21 protein-coding genes are annotated in these 19,689 nt (G+C 63.4%); 12 read left to right on the top strand and 9 right to left on the bottom strand.

The window, feature by feature from the left end; genetic code table 11:
* Positions 1-10: 10 nt before the first annotated feature.
* From flgB to flgL, 12 genes are all read left to right on the top strand, one after another.
* Positions 11-502 carry a flagellar basal body rod protein FlgB gene (gene flgB, locus BCA01S_RS11280; protein ID WP_027776972.1) on the top strand — a complete coding sequence of 164 codons (492 nt, stop codon included), beginning with the start codon at positions 11-13 and terminating at the stop codon, positions 500-502.
* A gap of 102 nt (positions 503-604) precedes the next feature.
* Positions 605-1,030, top strand: coding sequence for a flagellar basal body rod protein FlgC (flgC, locus tag BCA01S_RS11285; protein WP_027776973.1), 426 nt, complete (start codon positions 605-607; stop codon positions 1,028-1,030).
* 10 nt (positions 1,031-1,040) lie between these two features.
* A complete protein-coding gene (gene flgD, locus BCA01S_RS11290; RefSeq protein ID WP_027776974.1) occupies positions 1,041-1,772 on the top strand; it encodes a flagellar hook assembly protein FlgD in 732 nt (243 codons plus the stop codon).
* Between the two features lie 42 nt (positions 1,773-1,814).
* Complete coding sequence (locus BCA01S_RS11295; protein WP_027776975.1) at positions 1,815-3,323, top strand: flagellar hook protein FlgE; 1,509 nt, start codon at positions 1,815-1,817, stop codon at positions 3,321-3,323.
* A 20-nt stretch (positions 3,324-3,343) separates the two neighbouring features.
* Positions 3,344-4,102 (top strand): flagellar basal-body rod protein FlgF, encoded by a 759-nt coding sequence (flgF, locus tag BCA01S_RS11300; protein WP_027776976.1) that lies wholly within the window; start codon positions 3,344-3,346, stop codon positions 4,100-4,102.
* Between the two features lie 141 nt (positions 4,103-4,243).
* The gene (gene flgG / locus BCA01S_RS11305; RefSeq protein ID WP_020070751.1) at positions 4,244-5,032 is read left to right on the top strand and encodes a flagellar basal-body rod protein FlgG; all 789 of its coding nucleotides are present in this window, start codon (positions 4,244-4,246) and stop codon (positions 5,030-5,032) included.
* A 49-nt stretch (positions 5,033-5,081) separates the two neighbouring features.
* Positions 5,082-5,780, top strand: a complete 699-nt coding sequence (gene flgH / locus BCA01S_RS11310; protein WP_027776977.1) for a flagellar basal body L-ring protein FlgH — start codon at positions 5,082-5,084, stop codon at positions 5,778-5,780.
* 2 nt (positions 5,781-5,782) lie between these two features.
* On the top strand, positions 5,783-6,964 hold the full coding sequence (locus tag BCA01S_RS11315) for a flagellar basal body P-ring protein FlgI (protein ID WP_027776978.1): 1,182 nt from the start codon (positions 5,783-5,785) through the stop codon (positions 6,962-6,964).
* A 12-nt stretch (positions 6,965-6,976) separates the two neighbouring features.
* Entirely contained in the window at positions 6,977-7,981 is a 1,005-nt protein-coding gene (gene flgJ, locus BCA01S_RS11320) for a flagellar assembly peptidoglycan hydrolase FlgJ (RefSeq protein WP_027776979.1), read from the top strand.
* A 353-nt stretch (positions 7,982-8,334) separates the two neighbouring features.
* The gene (locus BCA01S_RS11325) at positions 8,335-9,105 is read left to right on the top strand and encodes a flagellar brake protein (protein WP_174447040.1); all 771 of its coding nucleotides are present in this window, start codon (positions 8,335-8,337) and stop codon (positions 9,103-9,105) included.
* Between the two features lie 175 nt (positions 9,106-9,280).
* Positions 9,281-11,254 (top strand): flagellar hook-associated protein FlgK, encoded by a 1,974-nt coding sequence (gene flgK, locus BCA01S_RS11330; RefSeq protein ID WP_027776981.1) that lies wholly within the window; start codon positions 9,281-9,283, stop codon positions 11,252-11,254.
* A 10-nt stretch (positions 11,255-11,264) separates the two neighbouring features.
* Positions 11,265-12,488 (top strand): flagellar hook-associated protein FlgL, encoded by a 1,224-nt coding sequence (flgL, locus tag BCA01S_RS11335; RefSeq protein WP_027776982.1) that lies wholly within the window; start codon positions 11,265-11,267, stop codon positions 12,486-12,488.
* A gap of 230 nt (positions 12,489-12,718) precedes the next feature.
* Here the strand turns inward: flgL and fliR are convergent, their stop codons facing one another.
* The 9 genes from fliR to fliJ form a co-directional block, all read right to left on the bottom strand.
* Positions 12,719-13,501: a flagellar biosynthetic protein FliR gene (gene fliR / locus BCA01S_RS11340; RefSeq protein WP_020070758.1), complete on the bottom strand. Its 783-nt coding sequence runs from the start codon at positions 13,499-13,501 to the stop codon at positions 12,719-12,721.
* A 40-nt stretch (positions 13,502-13,541) separates the two neighbouring features.
* The gene (gene fliQ / locus BCA01S_RS11345) at positions 13,542-13,811 is read right to left on the bottom strand and encodes a flagellar biosynthesis protein FliQ (protein WP_007179938.1); all 270 of its coding nucleotides are present in this window, start codon (positions 13,809-13,811) and stop codon (positions 13,542-13,544) included.
* A gap of 58 nt (positions 13,812-13,869) precedes the next feature.
* Positions 13,870-14,703, bottom strand: coding sequence for a flagellar type III secretion system pore protein FliP (gene fliP, locus BCA01S_RS11350; RefSeq protein WP_027776983.1), 834 nt, complete (start codon positions 14,701-14,703; stop codon positions 13,870-13,872).
* Positions 14,703-15,314, bottom strand: coding sequence for a flagellar biosynthetic protein FliO (fliO, locus tag BCA01S_RS11355; RefSeq protein ID WP_027776984.1), 612 nt, complete (start codon positions 15,312-15,314; stop codon positions 14,703-14,705). The genes fliP and fliO overlap by 1 nt, the downstream gene beginning before the upstream one ends.
* On the bottom strand, positions 15,311-15,778 hold the full coding sequence (fliN, locus tag BCA01S_RS11360) for a flagellar motor switch protein FliN (protein ID WP_027776985.1): 468 nt from the start codon (positions 15,776-15,778) through the stop codon (positions 15,311-15,313). The genes fliO and fliN overlap by 4 nt, the downstream gene beginning before the upstream one ends.
* Complete coding sequence (gene fliM / locus BCA01S_RS11365) at positions 15,771-16,769, bottom strand: flagellar motor switch protein FliM (protein WP_020070762.1); 999 nt, start codon at positions 16,767-16,769, stop codon at positions 15,771-15,773. The genes fliN and fliM overlap by 8 nt, the downstream gene beginning before the upstream one ends.
* Before the next feature lie 64 nt (positions 16,770-16,833).
* Entirely contained in the window at positions 16,834-17,331 is a 498-nt protein-coding gene (gene fliL / locus BCA01S_RS11370) for a flagellar basal body-associated protein FliL (protein WP_020070763.1), read from the bottom strand.
* 244 nt (positions 17,332-17,575) lie between these two features.
* Positions 17,576-19,177, bottom strand: coding sequence for a flagellar hook-length control protein FliK (locus tag BCA01S_RS11375; RefSeq protein ID WP_027776986.1), 1,602 nt, complete (start codon positions 19,175-19,177; stop codon positions 17,576-17,578).
* 60 nt (positions 19,178-19,237) lie between these two features.
* Positions 19,238-19,687: a flagellar export protein FliJ gene (gene fliJ / locus BCA01S_RS11380; RefSeq protein WP_027776987.1), complete on the bottom strand. Its 450-nt coding sequence runs from the start codon at positions 19,685-19,687 to the stop codon at positions 19,238-19,240.
* Between the last annotated feature and the right edge of the window lie 2 nt (positions 19,688-19,689).

Genomic DNA, 19,689 nt, shown 5'->3' on the forward strand with positions numbered 1-19,689 from the left:
GGAGATTCTTATGCTGGACAAACTCGATGCCGAATTCGCCTTTGGACGTGAAGCGCTCGATGTGCGCGCCTATCGCCAGGAGCTCCTGTCGTCGAATATCGCCAATGCCGACACGCCCGGCTACAAGGCGCGCGACGTCGACTTCGCTTCGTCGCTCGCGGGCGCGCTGAAAAAGACCGGCGTGGCCGCGCACACGGCGTCGAACACCGCGACGCTGCCGATGGCGCAGCCGGCCGGCGTGACGAGCGGAATGTCGATGGCGTCGACCACGCCGGGCCACATGTCCGGCAAATCGACGCTGAGCCCGGCGGGCGGCAGGCCCGACGACTACGGCAACCTGCAATACCGCGTTCCGACGCAGCCCGCGCTCGACGGCAACACGGTCGACATCGACACCGAGCGCGTTCAGTTCGCGGACAACACGCTGCACTTCGAATCGGGCATGACGATGCTGTCGAGCCAGATCAAGGCGATGTTGTCGGCGATCCAGTCGGGCTCGTAACCGGGTAACGGTCTGCACGCAAAGAAACACGCAGTACGCAAGAACAATCGCTACGGGAACTAACTTGAAGCCGGCTCGAACCGGCGGGAAAGGTCAGCAAACATGCCTTCTTTGATGAACATATTTGGTGTTGCAGGCTCCGCGATGTCCGCGCAGTCGCAACGGCTCAACGTGACGGCGTCGAATCTCGCCAACGCGGACAGCACCACCGGCCCGGACGGCCAGCCGTACAAGGCCAAGCAGGTCGTGTTCGGCGTTGCGCCGCTCGGCGGCGCGCGCACCGGCTCCGGCCAGCAGGTTGGCGGCGTGCAGGTCACCGGCGTGGTCGACGACCCGACGCCGATGAAGACCGCCTACGACCCCGGCAACCCGGCGGCCAACGCTGACGGCTATGTGACGCTGCCCAACGTCGACCCGGTGCAGGAAATGGTGAACATGATTTCGGCGTCGCGCTCGTACCAGGCCAACGTCGAAACCCTGAACACCGCCAAGACCCTGATGCTGAAGACGCTCACGATCGGAACCTGAGGAGAGCCCCTTGACTACTGGCACCACCATCGGCAACAACGGCACGACCGTGTCGCAAACGCTGCTCGATACGATGAACGGCACGAACAGTGCCTCGGGCTCGAGCAGTTCGACGGGCGGCACATCCGGCACGTCGGGCACTTCGGCGACCGATCTGCAAAACACCTTTTTGAGCCTGCTCGTCGCGCAGTTGAAGAACCAGGATCCGACCAATCCGATGGACAGCTCGCAGATGACCTCGCAGCTCGCCCAGATCAACACCGTGTCCGGCATCAGCCAGTTGAACACGACGTTGAGCTCGCTCGCGACGCAGATGTCGGCGGGTCAGCAGTCGCAAGCGGCGCTGCTGATCGGCTCGACCGTGCTCGCGCCGGGCAACTCGGTGTCGGTCGCGAGCGGCAAGGCCGGCGCGTTCGGCGTGCAACTCGCGAACTCGGTGAGCGACCTGCAGGTCGTCGTGAAGAACTCGGCAGGCCAGATCGTCAACACGATCGATCTCGGCAAGCAGTCGGCGGGCACGATTCCGGTGGGCTGGACGCCGACCGACTCGGCCGGCAACGCGCTGCCCGACGGCACGTACACGATCAGCGCGGTCGGCACGATCAACGGCCAGCAAGCCACGGCCACCACGCTCGCAGGCGCAACGGTGCAGAGCGTCGTCATGCAGAACAACGGTACGCCGGGCCTCGTGCTCTCGAACGGCTCGACTGTCGGGCTGACCAGCGTGGCCGCGATCCTCTAATTCGATTCAGTCAGTTACGACTTTCCAGACACGGAGACCGTCATGGGTTACCAACAAGGTTTGAGTGGTTTGTCCGCATCGTCGAGCGATCTCGACGTGATCGGCAACAACATTGCCAACGCGAATACGGTTGGCTTCAAGAGCGGCGCAGCGCAATTCGCCGACATGTACGCCAATTCGGTGGCGACGGCTGTCGGCAACCAGGTCGGTATCGGCACCAAGCTCGCGCAGGTGCAGCAGCAGTTCTCGCAAGGCACGATCACCAGCACGAACCAGGCACTCGACGTCGCCATCAACGGCAACGGCTTTTTCCAGTTGTCGAACAACGGTTCGCTCGTGTACTCGCGCAACGGCGTGTTCCAGCTCGACAAGAACGGCTTCATCACGAACTCGCAAGGCCTGCAACTGATGGGCTACGCGGCGAACAGCTCGGGCATCATCAATACCGCGCAGACCGTGCCGCTTAGCGTGCCGACCGCGAACATCGCGCCGAAGGCGACGACCAATATCGCAGCCGGCCTGAACCTGAACGCGCAAGACCCGCTGATGCTCGGCACGCCGACCGTGACGGCAGGCGGCACCAACACCGGTACGCTCAGCACGACCGGCGCGACGATCACCAACACGGCGTCGGGGACCAACAAGGACAACTACACCGTCTCGTTCACCAGTGCGACGGGATACACGGTGACCGACACCACGCTCGGCACGTCGACGACCGGCACGTACACGGCCGGCTCGCCGATTTCGCTCGGCAACGGCCAGACGATCACGTTCAACGGCGTGCCGGCGACGGGCGACAGCTATAGCGTCACGCCGACCCCTGTGGCGTTCAATCAGAACAGCTCGACGACGTACAACTACTCGACGAGCACCACGGTGTACGACACGCTCGGCGGCTCGCAGACGGTCAACATGTATTTTGCCAAGACGGCCGCCGGCACGTGGGACGTGTATGCAGGCGTTTCCACCGGCACTGCGGCGCTCGTCGGCCATGCGAACTTCAACTCGTCGGGCACGCTGCTCGGCACGACCGACGCTTCCGGCGCGGCGACTGCCACGCCGTTCGTCTTCAATTTCTCGGTGCCGACCACCGACGGTTCGGCAACGCCTCAGAAACTGACGCTGAATATTGGCGGCACTACGCAGTACGGCGGCAAGGACGGCGTGAATTCGCTGCAGCCCGACGGCTATCCGGCCGGCACGCTGACGAGCTTCAGCATCGGCGCCGACGGCACGCTGACCGGCAACTATTCGAACCAGCAGACGGCCGCGCTCGGCCAGATCGCGCTCGCGAACTTCGCGAACCAGAACGGTCTCGTGAACCTCGGCAATAACGAGTTCCAGCAGACCGACGCATCGGGCGCTGCGCAGATTTCGGCGCCGGGCTCGACGAATCACGGCGTGCTGCAAGGCGGCGCCGTGGAAAACTCGAACGTCGATCTGACGAGCCAGCTCGTGGACCTGATCACCGCGCAACGCAACTATCAGGCGAACGCGCAGACGATCAAGACGCAGCAGACCGTCGACCAGACGCTCATCAACCTGTAAGCGAGCAGGACGGACCCATCATGGATCGGCTGATCTACACCGCGATGTCGGGCAGCACGCAAGCGCTCGAACAGCAGGCAATCGTTGCGAACAATCTTGCGAACGCATCGACCACTGGTTTTCGCGCGCAGTTGGCGACTTTCCGCGCCGTGCCGATGTCGTTCGGCGACGGCAGTTCGATCAACGACAACACCACGCGCACTTTCGTGCTGTCGTCGACGCCGGGCGCGGACTACACGCCCGGCCCGATCCAGCAGACGGGCAATCCTCTCGATGTCGCTATCGAAGGTCCGGGCTGGCTGTCGGTGCAGACCACTGACGGCGGCGAGGCCTACACGCGTGCGGGCAATCTGCACATCGACCAGAACGGCCAGCTGGTGAACGCCACGAATCAGGTGGTGCTCGGCAACGGCGGGCCGGTCTCGGTGCCGCCGGGTGCGCAGATCACCATCGGCAGAGACGGCACCGTGTCGGCGCTCACACCGGGTGATCCGCCGACCGCGGTGGTGACGGTCGATCAGCTGAAGCTGGTCAACCCCGATCCGAAAACCATGACGCGCGGCGACGACGGCCTCTTTCGCACCGCCGACGGCAATCCCGCCGACGCCGATCCGGCCGTGACGGTCGCGCCTGCATCGCTCGAAGGGAGCAACGTGAACCCGGTCAGCGCGATGGTCTCGATGATCACGAACGCGCGCCAGTTCCAGATGCAGACCAAGCTGCTGGAAAGCGCCGACAAGAACGATCAGTCGGCTAACCAGTTGCTCAGCTTTAGCTAACGGGCCGCCGGCTTGTGCCGGCTCGCCACCATGTTGCATGGGACCAGAGTAAGTGCCTTGCATGGAACCGGAGTAACGCCTAAGCGCGGACTTCGGGTTCATAGCTGAAGCGCCGACTCCGGTCGACATAGGAGAAGGAATATGAATCGCTCGCTGTATATCGCCGCCACCGGCATGAATGCGCAACAGGCGCAGATGGACGTAATCTCGAACAACCTCGCGAACGTCAGCACCAACGGCTTCAAGGGATCGCGCGCAGTGTTCGAGGATCTGCTGTATCAGACCGTCCGCCAGCCCGGCGCGAACTCGACGCAGCAAACGGAATTGCCGTCGGGCATCCAGCTCGGCACCGGCGTGCAACAGGTCGCCACCGAGCGCCTCTACACGCAGGGCAATCTGCAGCAGACCGGCAACTCGAAAGACGTCGCCATTAACGGCCAGGGCTTTTTCCAGGTGCAGATGCCCGACGGCACGACCGCCTATACGCGCGACGGCTCGTTTCAAACCAACGCGCAGGGCCAGCTCGTGACGTCGAGCGGCTATCAGGTGATCCCGGCCATCACGGTGCCGAACAACGCGACGTCGCTCACCATCGGCAGCGACGGCGTGGTGTCGATTACCGTCGCCGGCTCGACCAACAGCCAGCAGCTCGGCTCGATGCAAGTCGCGACCTTCATCAACCCGGCCGGTCTGGACGCGAAGGGCGAGAACCTGTTCGCGGAAACGGCATCGTCGGGTGCGCCTAACGTCGCACAGCCTGGCCTGAACGGCGCGGGCACGCTCAATCAGGGCTACGTCGAAGCATCGAACGTGAACGTGGTGCAGGAACTGGTGAACATGATCCAGACGCAACGTGCTTACGAAATCAACAGCAAGGCCGTGACGACGTCCGACCAGATGCTGCAGACGCTCAGCCAGATGCAAGTCTGACGCTGAAGTCACTGGTAATTAACAGGCTGTAAATCAGGCGGTAATCAAGATGTCGCACTTCACTCGTAATCCGGTTCATTCGCGTACTGCCGTCGCGCTCGCGCAGCTCACGCTGCTCGTCGCGCTCGGCGGTTGCGGCCTCGTGCCGAAGCAGCCGATCACGCAGCAGCCGATGACGGCGCTGCCGCCGATGCCGCCGCAAGCGCAGTCGCCCGGCTCGATCTACAACCCGGGTTACGCGGGCCGGCCGTTGTTCGAAGATCAGCGTCCGCGCAATGTCGGCGACATCCTGACCATCGTGATCCAGGAAAACGTCAACGCGACGAAGTCCTCGGGTGCGAATGCAAACCGCTCGGGCAGTACCAACCTGGCGGTGCCGACGGCGGGCTTCCTTGCCGGACTGTTCGGCAGGGCGAGCCTGAGCGCCAAAGGCGCGAACGTGTTCAGCGGCACTGGCGGCGCCAACGCGTCGAACACATTCAACGGCACGATCACCGTGACGGTGACCGGTGTACTGCCGAACGGCAACCTGATGGTAAGCGGTGAAAAGCAGATGCTCATCAATCAGGGCAACGAGTTCGTGCGGTTCTCGGGCGTGGTGAATCCGAACACGATCTCCAGTCTGAATGCCGTGTATTCCACGCAGGTGGCCGACGCAAAGATCGAGTATTCCGCAAAAGGCTATCTCGACGAGGCCGAAAACATGGGCTGGCTGCAGCGCTTCTTCCTCAACGTGTCGCCGTGGTGATCATGGGTACTGTTTCTTTCCGCTTTCTCGCGCGAGCCGGCCGGATCGGCCGGGCGCTGGCTTTCGTCGCGCTCGCCTGCGCGGCGCTGCCGGCGGCGACGCCCGCGCACGCCGAGCGCCTGAAGGATCTCGTGCAGATCCAGGGCGTTCGTGACAATCCGCTGATCGGCTACGGCCTCGTCGTCGGTCTCGACGGCACGGGCGACCAGACCACGCAGACCCCGTTCACCACGCAGACGCTCGCCAACATGCTGGCGAACCTCGGCATCTCGATCAACAACCAGGCCGCCGGTTCGAGCAACTCGCAATCGTCGCTGTCGAACGTTCAGTTGAAGAACGTTGCCGCGGTGATGGTGACGGCGGTGCTGCCGCCGTTTGCGCGCCCCGGTGAACAGATCGACGTGACCGTGTCCTCGCTCGGCAATGCGAAGAGCCTGCGCGGCGGCACGCTTCTGCTCACGCCGCTCAAGGGCGCCGACGGCCAGGTGTACGCACTCGGCCAGGGCAATCTCGCCGTTGGCGGCGCTGGCGCGAGCGCCAACGGCAGCAAGGTGCAGGTCAATACGCTTGCTGCCGGCCGTATCGCCGGCGGCGCGATCGTCGAACGCTCAGTGCCAACGTCGGTGTCGCAAGCCGGCACGATGCAGCTCGACCTGAACGAAATGGACTACGACACGACGCAACGCGTGGTGGCGGCAGTGAACAACGCGTTCGGCGGCGGCACGGCCACGGCGCTCGACGGCCGCACGATTCAACTGCGTGCGCCGACCGATCCCGAACAGCAGGTCGCCTTCATGGCGCAACTGCAGAATCTCGACGTCAAGCCGGCGCAGGCCGCAGCGAAGGTGATCCTGAACGCGCGCACCGGCTCGATCGTGATGAACCAGATGGTCACGCTGCAAAACTGCGCGGTCGCGCACGGCAACCTGTCGGTCGTGATCAATACGCAGCCGGTGGTGAGCCAACCGGGCGCGTTCTCGAACGGCCAGACGGTGGTGGCGAAGCAGTCGCAGATTCAGGTGAAGCAGGACAACGGCGCGCTGAAGCTCGTAACCGCCGGCGCGAACCTCGCCGACGTGGTGAAGGCGCTCAACGCATTGGGTGCGACGCCCGCGGATCTGATGTCGATCCTGCAGGCCATGAAAGCGGCGGGCTCGTTGCGCGCCGACCTGGAAATCATCTAAGGACAACAGCAGATGAATTCGGATACGACCAATTCCGCCGCCGCGGCGAACGATCTTAGCCAGCGCTTCGCGCTCGACGTGCAGGGTTTCGCTAAGCTGAGCGCGCAGGCGAAGGCGTCGCCGCAAGCCGGCATGAAGGTGGCTGCGCAGCAGTTCGACGCGGTCTTCACGCAGATGATGCTGAAGAGCATGCGCGATGCGACGCCGCAGGACGGCCCGTTCGACTCGCACGACAGCGCGACGTTCACGTCGATGATGGATCAGCAGTTGTCGCAGCAGATGTCGCAGAAGGGCATCGGTGTGGCCGATGCGATGCTCAAGCAGTTGATGCGCAACCAGGGCATGCAAGTGAGCGGTCCGAATGGAGCCGGCAGCGCGGGCGGACTGGCCGGCATGGCCAACGCGCTCGGCGGCGGCAGCGGCGGCGACGAAGGCCAGACCGCGGCGCTCAACGCGCTTGCCAAGGCCTACGGCAATGCGCAAGCGAACGGCCAGCTCGCGATGGGCAAAGGCTACTCGGCGAACAGCGCGTTGACGCCGCCCTTGAAGGGTGACGGCAGCTCGCCGAAGGTAGACGCTTTCGTCGACAAGCTTGCGGCTCCTGCGCAGGCTGCCAGCGCGGCGACCGGCATTCCGGCGCGCTTCATCATCGGCCAGGCGGCGCTGGAATCGGGCTGGGGCAAGAGCGAGATCAAAAAGGCTGACGGCAGCACCAGCCACAACGTATTCGGCATCAAGGCGACCAAGGATTGGACCGGCAAGACGGTTTCCACGCTCACCACCGAGTATGTGAACGGCAAGCCGCAGCGCGTGGTCGAGAAATTCCGCGCATACGATTCGTATCAGGAAGCCATGACCGACTACGCGAGCATGCTGAAGGGCAATCCGCGCTACGCGCAGGTCATCAATTCCGCGCACGACGTGAAGGGTTTTGCGAACGGCATGCAGCGCGCCGGTTATGCAACGGATCCGCATTACGCGAAGAAACTGATGTCCATCATGCAAAAGATGGGCTGAGCGGGCGTGAATGTGGCCGGGTCGATGCGGATTGGCCACGAGAGGTGGTTTTGCGGGGCGCGTCGAACACGGGACGTACAAGCGACAAACACGCGGCGAAAAAACGGCGGGCGATTTAAAGACGCGTTATCGGCGAGTTACCGGGGCTTTAACGTTTGCGCGAGATCATTCTAAATTTATTATTAGTCGCCCCTAAATTTTGGCTCGATACTGCCGCTAATCCGTTAGACCCCATACCGGAAGCGTTCATGTCCGGTTGAATGTGCGTGCCGCGGCCGGGAATGAGAGACCGCGTGAAAGCCCCGTCAGGAGCTCTGGCACGTACCCGCAAGAACATGCATACCGGCAAGCCCATGGAAACCAATCAGTCGAACGGCCCAACCGACACGCTTCAGCCGCACGTTCCGCTGGACGACAGTGCACTCGATTTTGGCCGCCGCAATCCGCTCGAAATCGGCGTTCAATTGCGCAACCTCGTCAATCGGGGCGATTTTCTTACCGTTCAATATGCCGGCGGCCAGCTCGTTACTCGCCTGCTCGACGTCGACGTGCGCGGACGCACCTTCACGTTCGACTGGGGCGCGTTGTCCGATCAGAACCGCGGTCTGCTTGCGGCGTCGAGCTGTCAGTTCCACGCGGCGCCCGAGGGCGTGCGCATGGAGTTCGTCACCAGCACGCCGCGCGAAACGCGTTACGAGGGAATGCCGGCATTCGAAGCCGACTTTCCGGAAGTGCTGTACTACGTGCAACGCCGTGAGTATTTCCGCGTCGACGCACCGATTCTCGATCCGTACGTGTGCAGCGGTCGTCTGCCGGAAGGCGATTCGTTCCGTTTCGAGGTGCATGACCTCTCGCTGGGCGGCGTCGGCATGCGCACTTCCGACGAACGCGTCGCCGAACTGCCTATGGGCACGCGTCTCGACGATTGCGAATTGTCGCTCGGCGGATTGGGCCGCCTCTCGCTCGATCTGCAACTCGTGTCGCATCGCTCGCTCGCGCTGCCCAACGGCACCCAGCGGTATCAGCTCGGTTTCCGCTTTCTGACGCTGCCCGGCAACGCGGAGAACACGTTGCAGCGTCTCATCACGCAACTCGAAATGAAGCGCCGTTCGCTGGTTCGTTGACAGCGCGCGGACCAGACATGGCGCGCCGGCGAAGGCCCGGCGCATCGGCATCGCAAACGTTGAAACAAACTCTCGCAAGCGTCGTGAATGGCCTCAATTTTCCGTCGCGCAAGCCGTTAAACACTAAGTTCAAGTAACGCGGCGGCATGTGTGGTGTCGCCCTTCAGGATGACGCATGTCCAATCTCATCAATCTCGGCCTCAGCGGACTGAATGCAGCCCAGTGGGGACTCACGACGACCGGCCAGAACATCAGCAACGCGTCGACGCCCGGCTATACCATTGAAACGCCGGTCTTCGCGGAGACGGGTGGGCAGTACACGGGTTCCGGCTATCTGCCGCAAGGCGTCTCGACCGTCACGGTGACTCGCCAATACAGCCAGTATCTGACGACCCAGCTCAATAACGCGCAGTCGTCCAGCAGCTCGCTCGCGACCTACAACACGCTGATCTCGCAACTGAACAATCTGATCGGCAGCCCGACTGCCGGTATTGCCAGCGCGGTCACGAGCTATTTCACGGGCATGCAGAACGTCTCGAACAACGCTTCGAGCCTCGCCACGCGCCAGACGGCGATGAGCGGTGCGCAGACACTCGCGAACCAGATCAACGCCGCCGGCCAGCAATATGACGCGCTGCGCCAGAGCGTCAACACGCAACTGAGCAACACCGTTTCGCAGATCAACAGCTACACGCAGCAGATCGCGCAGTTAAACGGCCAGATTTCCGCCGCGAGCACGCAAGGCCAGCCGCCGAACCAGTTGCTCGATCAGCGCGATCTCGCGGTGTCGAATCTGTCGCAACTGATCGGCGTGCAGGTGGTGAACAGCAATGGCAGCTATGGCGTCTTCATGAGCAATGGCCAGCCGCTTGTGTCGGGTGGCAACAGCTTCAATCTGGGCACTACACCTTCAACGGGCGACTCCAGCGAACTGTCCGTGCAGTATCTCGGCCAGGCGGGCGCAAACCCTGCCGCCGCGCCGCAAGATTTGCCCGACAGCAAGATCGAGGGCGGCACGCTCGGCGGTCTCGTCGCATTCCGCAGCCAGACGCTTGATCCGGCAGAAGGGCAACTCGGCGCGATTGCGGTGAGCTTCGCGTCGCAGGTCAACGCGCAGAACGCGCTCGGCATTACGCTCGCGGGCGTGCAGGGCGGCGCCCTGTTCTCGGTGGGCGGCCCGACCGTCTATGCGAACACGCAGAACACCGGCAATGCGTCGCTCAACGTGTCGTTCGCAAATCCTGCACAGCCGACCACCGGCGACTACACGCTCGCCTTCAACGGCACCACCTATACGTTGACCGACAATTCGACGGGTAGCGTGGTGGGTTCGGCGACGAATCTGAGCCAGCCTATCAACGGCCTGAACTTTTCGACCACGGGCACGATGAACGCGGGTGACTCGTTCACGGTCCAGCCGACCCGCGGCGCGTTGAACAGCTTTGCAACTGCGACGACGGACGCCTCGGCCATCGCGGCCGCAGCGCCCGTTCTCGGCGCGGCAGCGTCGACCAACACCGGCACCGGCGCTATCACGAAGGGCACGGTCACGGCAGGCTACACGATGCCGAACTCGACGACCACGCTGACATACGACGGCACTGGTCTCACTGGCTTCCCGGTCGGCTCGACGGTGACCGTGGCGGGCTCGCCGGCGACCACTTATTCGATTGCGAGCGCGACGACCGTCGTGCCGTATTCGTCGAGCAACGGCGCGAGTCTGACGATCAACAACGCGACCGCCGGCCAGATGAACAATGTGTCGGTGACGATCAGCGGCGTGCCCGCTGCCGGCGACAAGTTCACCATCGGGCCGAACACCGGCGCGAACAACGACGGCCGCAACGCGCTTGCACTGTCGAACCTGTCGACGGCGAAATCGATGAACGGCGGCACGGTCACGCTGACGGGTGCGTACGCGAACTACGTCAACGACATCGGCAACCAGACGAACCAGATTCAGACTTCGAGCACGGCGCAGGCTTCGCTGGTGACGCAGATCACCACCGCGCAGCAGTCCGTCTCGGGCGTCAACATCAACGAGGAAGCAGCCAATCTGCTTCAGTATCAGCAGCTCTATCAGGCGAACAGCAAGGTCATTCAGACCGCGCAGACCCTGTTCCAGACGCTGCTCGGCATCTTCCAGTGAGGCGTTGAACATGCGCATCTCCAGCACGCAGTACTTCACCATGAACGTGGCGACGATGAGCGATCAGCAAGCTCAGTTGTCGCAGCTTTACGCACAGATCTCGAGCGGCGTGAGCCTTGCGACGCCGTCGGACAATCCGCTCGGCGCGGCGCAGGCCGTGCAGTTGAGTTCGACCGCGACGAGCCTCGCGCAGTACACGAGCAACCAGAACACGGCGCTCGCGTCGCTGCAACTCGAAGACACGACGCTCAGCAGCGTCAACGACGTGCTGCAAAGTATCCACACGCTCGTGCTGCACGCCGGCGACGGTTCGCTCAACAATGGCGACCGCGGCTCCATCGCGACGCAACTGCAAAGCTTGCGCAGCCAGTTGATAACGCTCGCGAACTCGACGGACCCGCAGGGCAACTACATGTTCGCCGGCTATCAAAGCAGCGCACAGCCGTACACGACGAGTTCGGCCGGCGTGGTCACGTATTCGGGCGATACCGGCACGCCTGCAGTGCAGATCACCGACTCGCACGTCGTGCAGACCGGCGACACCGGCATTTCGATCTTCAGCAGCGTCGCGCCCATCGGCACGAGCGCGGTTCCTGCGGCGACCACGGGCAATACGGGCACGGGTGTCATCAGCACTGTGAGCCTGAACAACCCGACCGATCCGACGAACGCCGACAAATACGCGATCAACTTTACGTCGTCGACGACTTACACCGTGAGCCAGACGGATCCGGCGACCGGCGCGGTTACGACGAGCGCACCGCAAGCCTTCACGGCAGGTACGGCGATCACGCTCGGCGGCCAGTCGGTGACGATCAGCGGCGCGCCGAACGCGGGCGACAGCTTCTCGGTGACTCCGGCGACCCAAGGCAGCATGGACGTGTTCGCGAACCTGAGCCAGTTGATCAGCACGCTGCAATCGCCGATCTCGGGCGGTGCGTCGACCGCGAGCTTTCAGAGCGCGCTCACGACCAGCATGACTCAGCTCGAGAACACGATGAACAACATCACGACCGCGCAAGCGACTGTGGGCGGCCGCTCACAGGAGGTCAAGGCATTGCAGGCGGTCACGCAGACCAATACGCTGCAAACGGCCAGTAACCTGTCGGACCTGACGCAAACAGACATGATCAAGACGGTCGGCAAATACACGCTGGCGCAGAACGCGTTGCAAGCAGCACAACAGGCGTTCGTGAAGATCCAGAATATGTCGCTGTTTCAGTATCTGAACTGATAGAGCTTCTGCTCGATTAGTTTCGATGGGCAAGCGCGGTAACCGGGGGACTGGTTACCGCGCTTTTGTTTTCTGGGGCGTGCGAAGTATGCGAAGCACATGTTCCATCAACAGATTCAACGGGGAGCACCGCTAGCAACGGTCGCGCTTCCAAACGAAAAAAGCCGACATCAACTGTCGGCTTCAAAGTCACGTCTGATGGCGAGCGGGCAACGGCCCTAATTCCCCCGCTACCTGAATCCCAGCGCGACCCGCCCCATCTGGTCGATGCCCACTGCGAAGAGCCGCCCGAAGAACGGAATCATGTTCGGGATCATCAACTGCAAAAGCAGCATACCGATCAGCATGGTGAGCGGAAAGCCAATCTGAAACACGCCGATCTGCGGCGCCGCGCGGTTGAGAATGCCGAGCGCGAGGTTGGTGATCAGCAGGGCGGCGACGACCGGCAGAGAGAGCAGCAGTCCCGCGGAAAAAATCGTGCTGCCGAAATTGGCGAGCGTGCGCCAGCCCGGCGAGCCGAGAATATTTGCCGAGACGGGCAGCGAATTGAACGACGCGAGCAGGGCGCTGACCATCTGAAGATGCCCGTCGATCACGAGGAACACCAGCATCGCGATCGTGTTCATGTAGCTCGACAGCACCTGGCTCGAGCTGCTCGCCTGCGCGTCGAAGAAAGTGGCAAAGCCAAGGCCCATGCCGAGGCCGACGAAGTCGCCGGTCGCGCTGATCGCCTGAAACACGATCTGCATGGTCATGCCGAGCGCGATGCCGATCAGAAACTGGTTGACGATGATCCACACGCCTTCCGCGGAAAACACCGTGACTTGCGGCAGCGCGCCGAGCGTGGGCGCGACGATGATCGTCACGAAAGCCGCCAGGCCGATCTTCACGCGCAGCGGCAGCGAGCGGTTGCCGAGCACCGGCGCGGTCGCGACGAGCGCGAGAATCCGCACGAACGGCCACAGAAACGCGGTGAGCCAGGCGTTCAGTTGCGCGTAGGTGACGGAAAACATGGCGGCGGCGAGGCTCGATGCAGGGAGGAAATCGCGGCGCTCAGTTGACGAGCGTCGGAATGTTGGTGAGCGTCTGGCGCAGGTAGTCGAGTATGGTAGTGAGCATCCACGGACCGGCGATCACCATCGTGACCGCGATAGCGAGCAGCTTCGGAATGAACGACAGGGTCGATTCATTGATCTGCGTGGCAGCCTGGAAAAGGCTCACCACCAGGCCGACCACCAGCGCCACAAGAAGAAGCGGCGCGGCGAGCAGCAGGCCGACGTACATGGCCTGGTGCGCGAGTGTCATGACGGATTCTTGATTCATGGCGATTCAACCGGAAACTGGCACAACGTTGAAAACACGGACTACCGGGCGAGCACGCTCAGACAAAGCTCTGCGCAAGAGAGCCGAGCAGCAGTTGCCAGCCGTCGACGAGCACGAACAGCATCAGCTTGAACGGCAGCGAAATCGTTGCGGGCGAAACCATCATCATGCCCATCGACATCAGCACGCTCGCCACCACCATGTCGATGATGAGAAACGGGATGAAAATCGTGAAGCCGATCTGGAAGCCTGTCTTCAGTTCGCTCGTGACGAACGAAGGCACGAGCAGCGACAGCGGCACATCTTCCGGGCCTTGCATCGGCGCGGCGTGCGAGATGCGCGCGAACAGTGCGAGATCGCTTTCGCGCGTCTGACGCAGCATGAACGTCTTGAACGGCGCGAGGCCGCGGCTCACCGCCGTCTCCATCGGAACGGTACCTTCGGAGAAGGGCTTGTAGCCGTCGGTGTAAGCCTTGTCGAGCACCGGCGACATCACGAACAGCGTCAAAAAGAGCGCAAGACCGACGAGCACCTGGTTAGGCGGCGTGGTCGTCGTGCCGAGCGCCTGGCGCAGCAGCGACAACACGATGATGATGCGCGTGAAGCTCGTCATCATCAGCACCATCGCAGGCAGGAACGACAGCATCGTGAGCAGCAGCATCGTCTGCACGCTCAGCGAATACGTGGTGCCGCCGTTCGGGCCCGGGCTCGTGTTGAAGGCCGGCAAGCCGGCGGTTTGCGCGAACGAAAGCGTCGGCAGCGCGAGCAAGGCTACGGGCACAACCAGCGACGCGACGGGCGCGGCGCGATGCAAACCGCGAAGCACTGCAGAGGCGGCGCGCGAGGTCCGAATGGAGGGCGCGCCAGGCGCCGATTGAAGACTGAACTGCATTACCGAACCCCGTTGCCTTGCCCGTTGAAACGTTTGCTCACTTCGCCCTTCAGGGCGTCGCGAAAGCGCTGGCCGAAGCTGCCTGGCAATCCGGTGCTGCCTGCCGCGCTGCTACTGCCCGGTACGCCAGGCGTGCCCGCCTGGGTATTGCCGATCGTGTCTACGGCGACCGATCCCGCCGGCATCGTATGAAGCAGGCGCACGTTGCCGGGCGCGGCACCGAGCACGAGCCACATATCGCCGATCTCGACCACCGCGACTCGCTCCTTACCGCCGAGCGACGCGCCGCCAATTGTCTTCACCAGTCCGCTGCGGCTGCCCGGCTGCAAGCCGAAGCGGCGCGCAAGCCACGCGCATCCGAACACCAGACCGATCACGACGACGAGGCCGACGATCGTCTGCAATACCGCGCCGACGCCAAGCGCCGGAACCGCAGTGCCCGCGCCCACGCTCGACGCCATCTTCGCTGCGTTATTGACTGCGTTCATGTCGGCTGCGTGCGCAGCGAACGGTGCGCAGAACGACGCCGTTGCCGACAGCGCTGCGCCAATTGCGCGGGAGAAGACGTGACGCGACGCAGGGAACACGGCGCGGCGGACTGCCGTTTTCATCGATTCAACTTCCGGATACGTTCTGACGGCGTAATGATGTCGGTCAGGCGAATACCGAACTTGTCGTTCACCACCACCACTTCACCCTGGGCGATCAGGCAGCCGTTAACCAGCACGTCCATCGGTTCGCCGGCCATGCCGTCGAGCTCCACCACCGAACCTTGCGCGAGTTGCAGCAGGTTGCGGATCGCGAGCTTGGTGCGGCCGAGTTCGACGGTCATCTGGACAGGAATGTCCAGAATCATTTCGATGTCGTTGCGCGTCGTGGTCGACGCGACTTTCGACAGCGGCTGGAACACGCCGGCCGTGCTGGCGCTGATCTCGCTCGGGTTGTCGTTCTGCTCGGCGAGCGCGCTCGCCCAGTCGGCCAGCGCTGCTTCGTCTTCCGCGCTCGCCGCGTCGGCGGCCACTTGCGCTGCGGCGGCGGTCAGCTCGTCCGCGGGCTTTGCGTTCAGATCACTCATATCCACCTTCCTTCATCGTGTCGGCTGCGCTGATCATCTTTTGCACGCGCAACGCGTATTGACCATTAAAAATTCCGTAGCCGCATTCCATCACCGGCACGCCGTCGACTTTGGCCGTGATGTGCTCGGGAATGTTGATCGGCAGAACATCGCCTTTGCGCATGTTCAGGATTTGTTCGAACGTAATCGGCACCTGCGCGAGGTCGGCCGTCAGTTCGACTTCCGCCGCCTGCACCTGCTGCGACAGCACGCGGACCCAGCGGCGGTCGACTTCGAGCGCCTCGCCCTGAATCGGTGACGACAGAATGTCGCGGATCGGCTCGATCATCGAATACGGCATGCAGATATGCAGCGTGCCGCCCGTCGTGCCGAATTCGATCGAGAACTGCGTGACGATGACGATTTCGTTCGGCGTCGCGACGTTGGCGAACTGCGTGTGCATTTCCGAGCGCATGTACTCGAACTGCAGCGGACGCACGCTTTTCCACGACGCCGCGTAGTGTTCGAACGTCAGGTTGAGCAGCTTCATGATGATGCGCTGCTCGGTCTGCGTGAAATCGCGACCTTCGACACGCGTGTGAAAACGTCCGTCGCCGCCGAACAGGTTGTCGACCACGAAGAACACCAGATTCGGGTCGAACACGAACAGCGACGTGCCGCGTAACGGCTTGACGTGGACCAGGTTCAGGTTGGTCGGGATCGGCAGGTTGCGGGTGAACTCGCTGTACTTCTGCACCTTCACCGGACCGACGGAGATTTCCGCCGAACGCCGCATGAAGTTGAAGATGCCGACGCGCAACAGGCGCGCAAAGCGGTCATTGATGATTTCGAGGCCGGGCATCCGGCCGCGGACGATGCGTTCCTGCGTCGCGATGTTGTAGGGACGTACGCCTACACGTTCGCTCTGCTCGGCTTCAGAGTCGGACTCGCCGGTTACGCCCTTGAGGAGGGCATCGACCTCCTCCTGGGACATGAACTCTTCGTGGCCCATTCCTTATTCCTCGTGCATACCGTGACGGTTGATGATGGCAGTGCGGGATAGCGTCACAACGACGTCACTGCACGACGAATTCGGTGAACAACACGTCCTGGACATGGATCGGCGCCGCACCCTTGTCGGTCGGTTGCTCGATCAGCGTCCGCAGTTCCGTGGAAAGCGCGTGCTTGCCTTCGAGCGGAGCGAGTTCATCCGGATGATGGTTCGACAGTGCAAGCAGGATGCGGCTGCGGATTTCCGGCATGTGTTCGGTGAGTTCCTGCGGCGTCTTCGGATCGGTGAGCTTGAGCGTCAGGCCGATACGCAGGAAGTGCTGCTGGCCGTCGTCCGATTGCAGGTTGACCGTCATCGATTCGAGCGGGAAGAACGTCGGAGCGGGAGCCGGGGCCGGCGCAGCTGCGGTGGCGGCGGCCGGAGCGCGTTTGGACATGAAGAACCACACCCCTGCGCCGGCGCCGCCGGCGGCGACGATAGCGATGAGGGCGATCAGGATGATGCGCTTCAAGGGGCCCGGAGACGCGGGCGCGGCTTGCTGATTTGCGGGAGTGGTAGCCATGAGGTTTGCTTGCTTGCCGTTAGTGCTGGTGATAGTGATTGTTGTTGATTTGCCTGCGGCGCGATGGGTCGAACAGAAGGGTTAATGCGGGCTATCTCTAGTTTTTGGCCTTTCCCTGAAATGAAATCGCGGTGGTCTATTGGCATTGCCCCGCACAAGGGCAGCGCCAATAGAGCACCGCGATATCGAGGAACGGCCAACACCTCGAATCAACCACCAAAAAAGCCGCAACCGGCAAGACCCGTCAGGCAAACGTATCGACCAACCCAACACTGCGCCGCACGCCAACGTCCGCCGCCACGCCGGCACCAGCCGCACCGCCCATGTCGCCTCCACTACCTGCCGTAGAGCGGCTTCCAGAGCCCGAGCGTCCCGACTCGGCATTCTGCTGCTGCCCGCCCTGGCGCCCAAATCCGTCGCTGACGCTCGCGCTGCCGAGTCCGATGCCGTTCGCTTCCATCGCCTCGCGCAATTTCGGCAAAGCTGCCTCGACGGCTTCACGTACCTGCTGGTGCTGCGAAACAAACAACGCGTGCGCATGGTTATCGGCGACCTGCAGCACAACCTGGAGCGGCCCGAGATCCTTCGGGTTCAGCGTCAGCTCGGCGCTCTGCGAATGAGCGTTCGACAGGAACACGACCTTCTGGCTCAGCGCGTCCTCCCAGTCGGTCGTGCCGACCTGCGGTCCCAACGCGTTTGCTGCTGCAGCCGCGCCCGCATTGCCGGTCGTCTGCACGGCGGCCGTCGTGCTGGCTGCGTTCGCGGCTGCCTGCGACGCGGCCAGCGCTGCACTCGCCGCGTCGGCTGCGTTTTTGAACGCCGCCAGATCGTCCGCCTGTGCGCCTGCCGCACCCGCCGATGCCAACGCACCCGCCGCCGCTGCGGAAGCAGCCGACGCAGCCGCCGTCGGGTCCACCACGGTCGCGGTCGTCGTCAATGCGCCGCGGGCGGCTGCGGAGCCCTTGCCGCCACCGGAGAGACCGGCTTCCAGCGTCTTGCCGTCTGTGTCGTTTAGCGACGCGTTCGCGCTTGCGAGTCCGTTCGCCGCCGCAGCTGCGGCCGCGCCGCTTGCCAGCGCCTGCGATGGCACCACGGCCTGGCCGTTCGCGAGCGCCGCCAGAGCCGCCTGCAATGCGTCCTGCAGCGACTTCGGATCGGTCGGCGCCTTCTTGCCGGGCAGGCCAACCGTGGTGGCGTCGGTGGCCGCGCCGGCTGCGGTCGTGCCGGCATCCGGCGCTGCGGGAATGTTCACGTTGGCCGCATCGGCCGCAGCGCTTGCGTCGGCCTGGGCCTGGGCTTGCGCCTGAGCCGCTGCGGCTGCGGCCGCGGTGCTTGCGTCGCTGCTGCTCGCCACGTTGGCGGTGTTGGCCGACTTCGGAGGCGTGGCGCCCGTCTTGTCCGTCGATGCCTGTGGCGGCTTGTCCGCCGGCGCAGACGCCGCCGCGTCTGACGCGGTGCTGTCCTTGGTGTCGCTGCTCGCGTCGTCGGCGTTTTGGGTTGCGGAATCGTCCGACGGCGGCGCGTCGTGCACGCTCGACGACGACGCCTGCGAAGCATCGGCCGGCGTCGGGGAGGGCGTGGGCGCCGCGGCAGACTGGCTCGCGCTCGCGTTGAATTTCGCGGCCGCGCTTGCAGCGGCACTTGCAGCCGCACTTGCAGCCGCACTTGCAGCCGCACTTGCAGCCGCACTTGCAGCCGCACTGTTCTGAAAGCTGATGCTTTGCTGCAGGGTTTGCGAGAACGGTTTCGCGCTTGCGGCGGCGAGCGCCGCGGCGCTGTTCGAACCGTTGGTAGAGGTGCTGCCGGTAGAACCTGGCAGCGAGCCGATCTGTGAAAGAAGCGACATAAGTGTCCTGTCAATCCGTCAAATGGTACGGTGTTCAGTCAGTCGAGGGCGGCGCGGGCGTCAGGCGCCTTCCGCGCGCATCCTCAGAATTCGTGCAGCGTGTTCGTCGGCGTCGCGTTGATCGCGCCGCGCCACGGTCTTGGCCTCGGCCGCTTCGCCGCGCGCCTGCAGCACTTCATACGAGCCGAGCTTTTGCTTCTGACGCTGCCAGTCGGGTTTGGCCGCCTCGACTCGCGCATTGGCCGTCACTAGCAGGTTGCGCTGCTGTTCGATGGCGGCGTCGAGCGTGTCGATGAACGCCTGAAAATTGCGCATGTTGCCGGCGGGCATCCCCGCCTGGGCGGTTGCCGTGAAACGCGCGTGGTATTCGTCGCGGTACTGCACGAGCGACTGAAGCTGCGCCTCCACTTCGTTGCGCTCGCGCTGTGCTCGGCCAAGACGTTGCGCGGCGGCGTCGACATCGTCTTGCGCGAGCCCAATCAACGTCTTGATCGGAAAGTGTTTCGCCATCG

Origin of the sequence: Paraburkholderia caledonica NBRC 102488 (genome assembly GCF_000685095.1) — a bacterium.
GTDB lineage: Bacteria > Pseudomonadota > Gammaproteobacteria > Burkholderiales > Burkholderiaceae > Paraburkholderia > Paraburkholderia caledonica.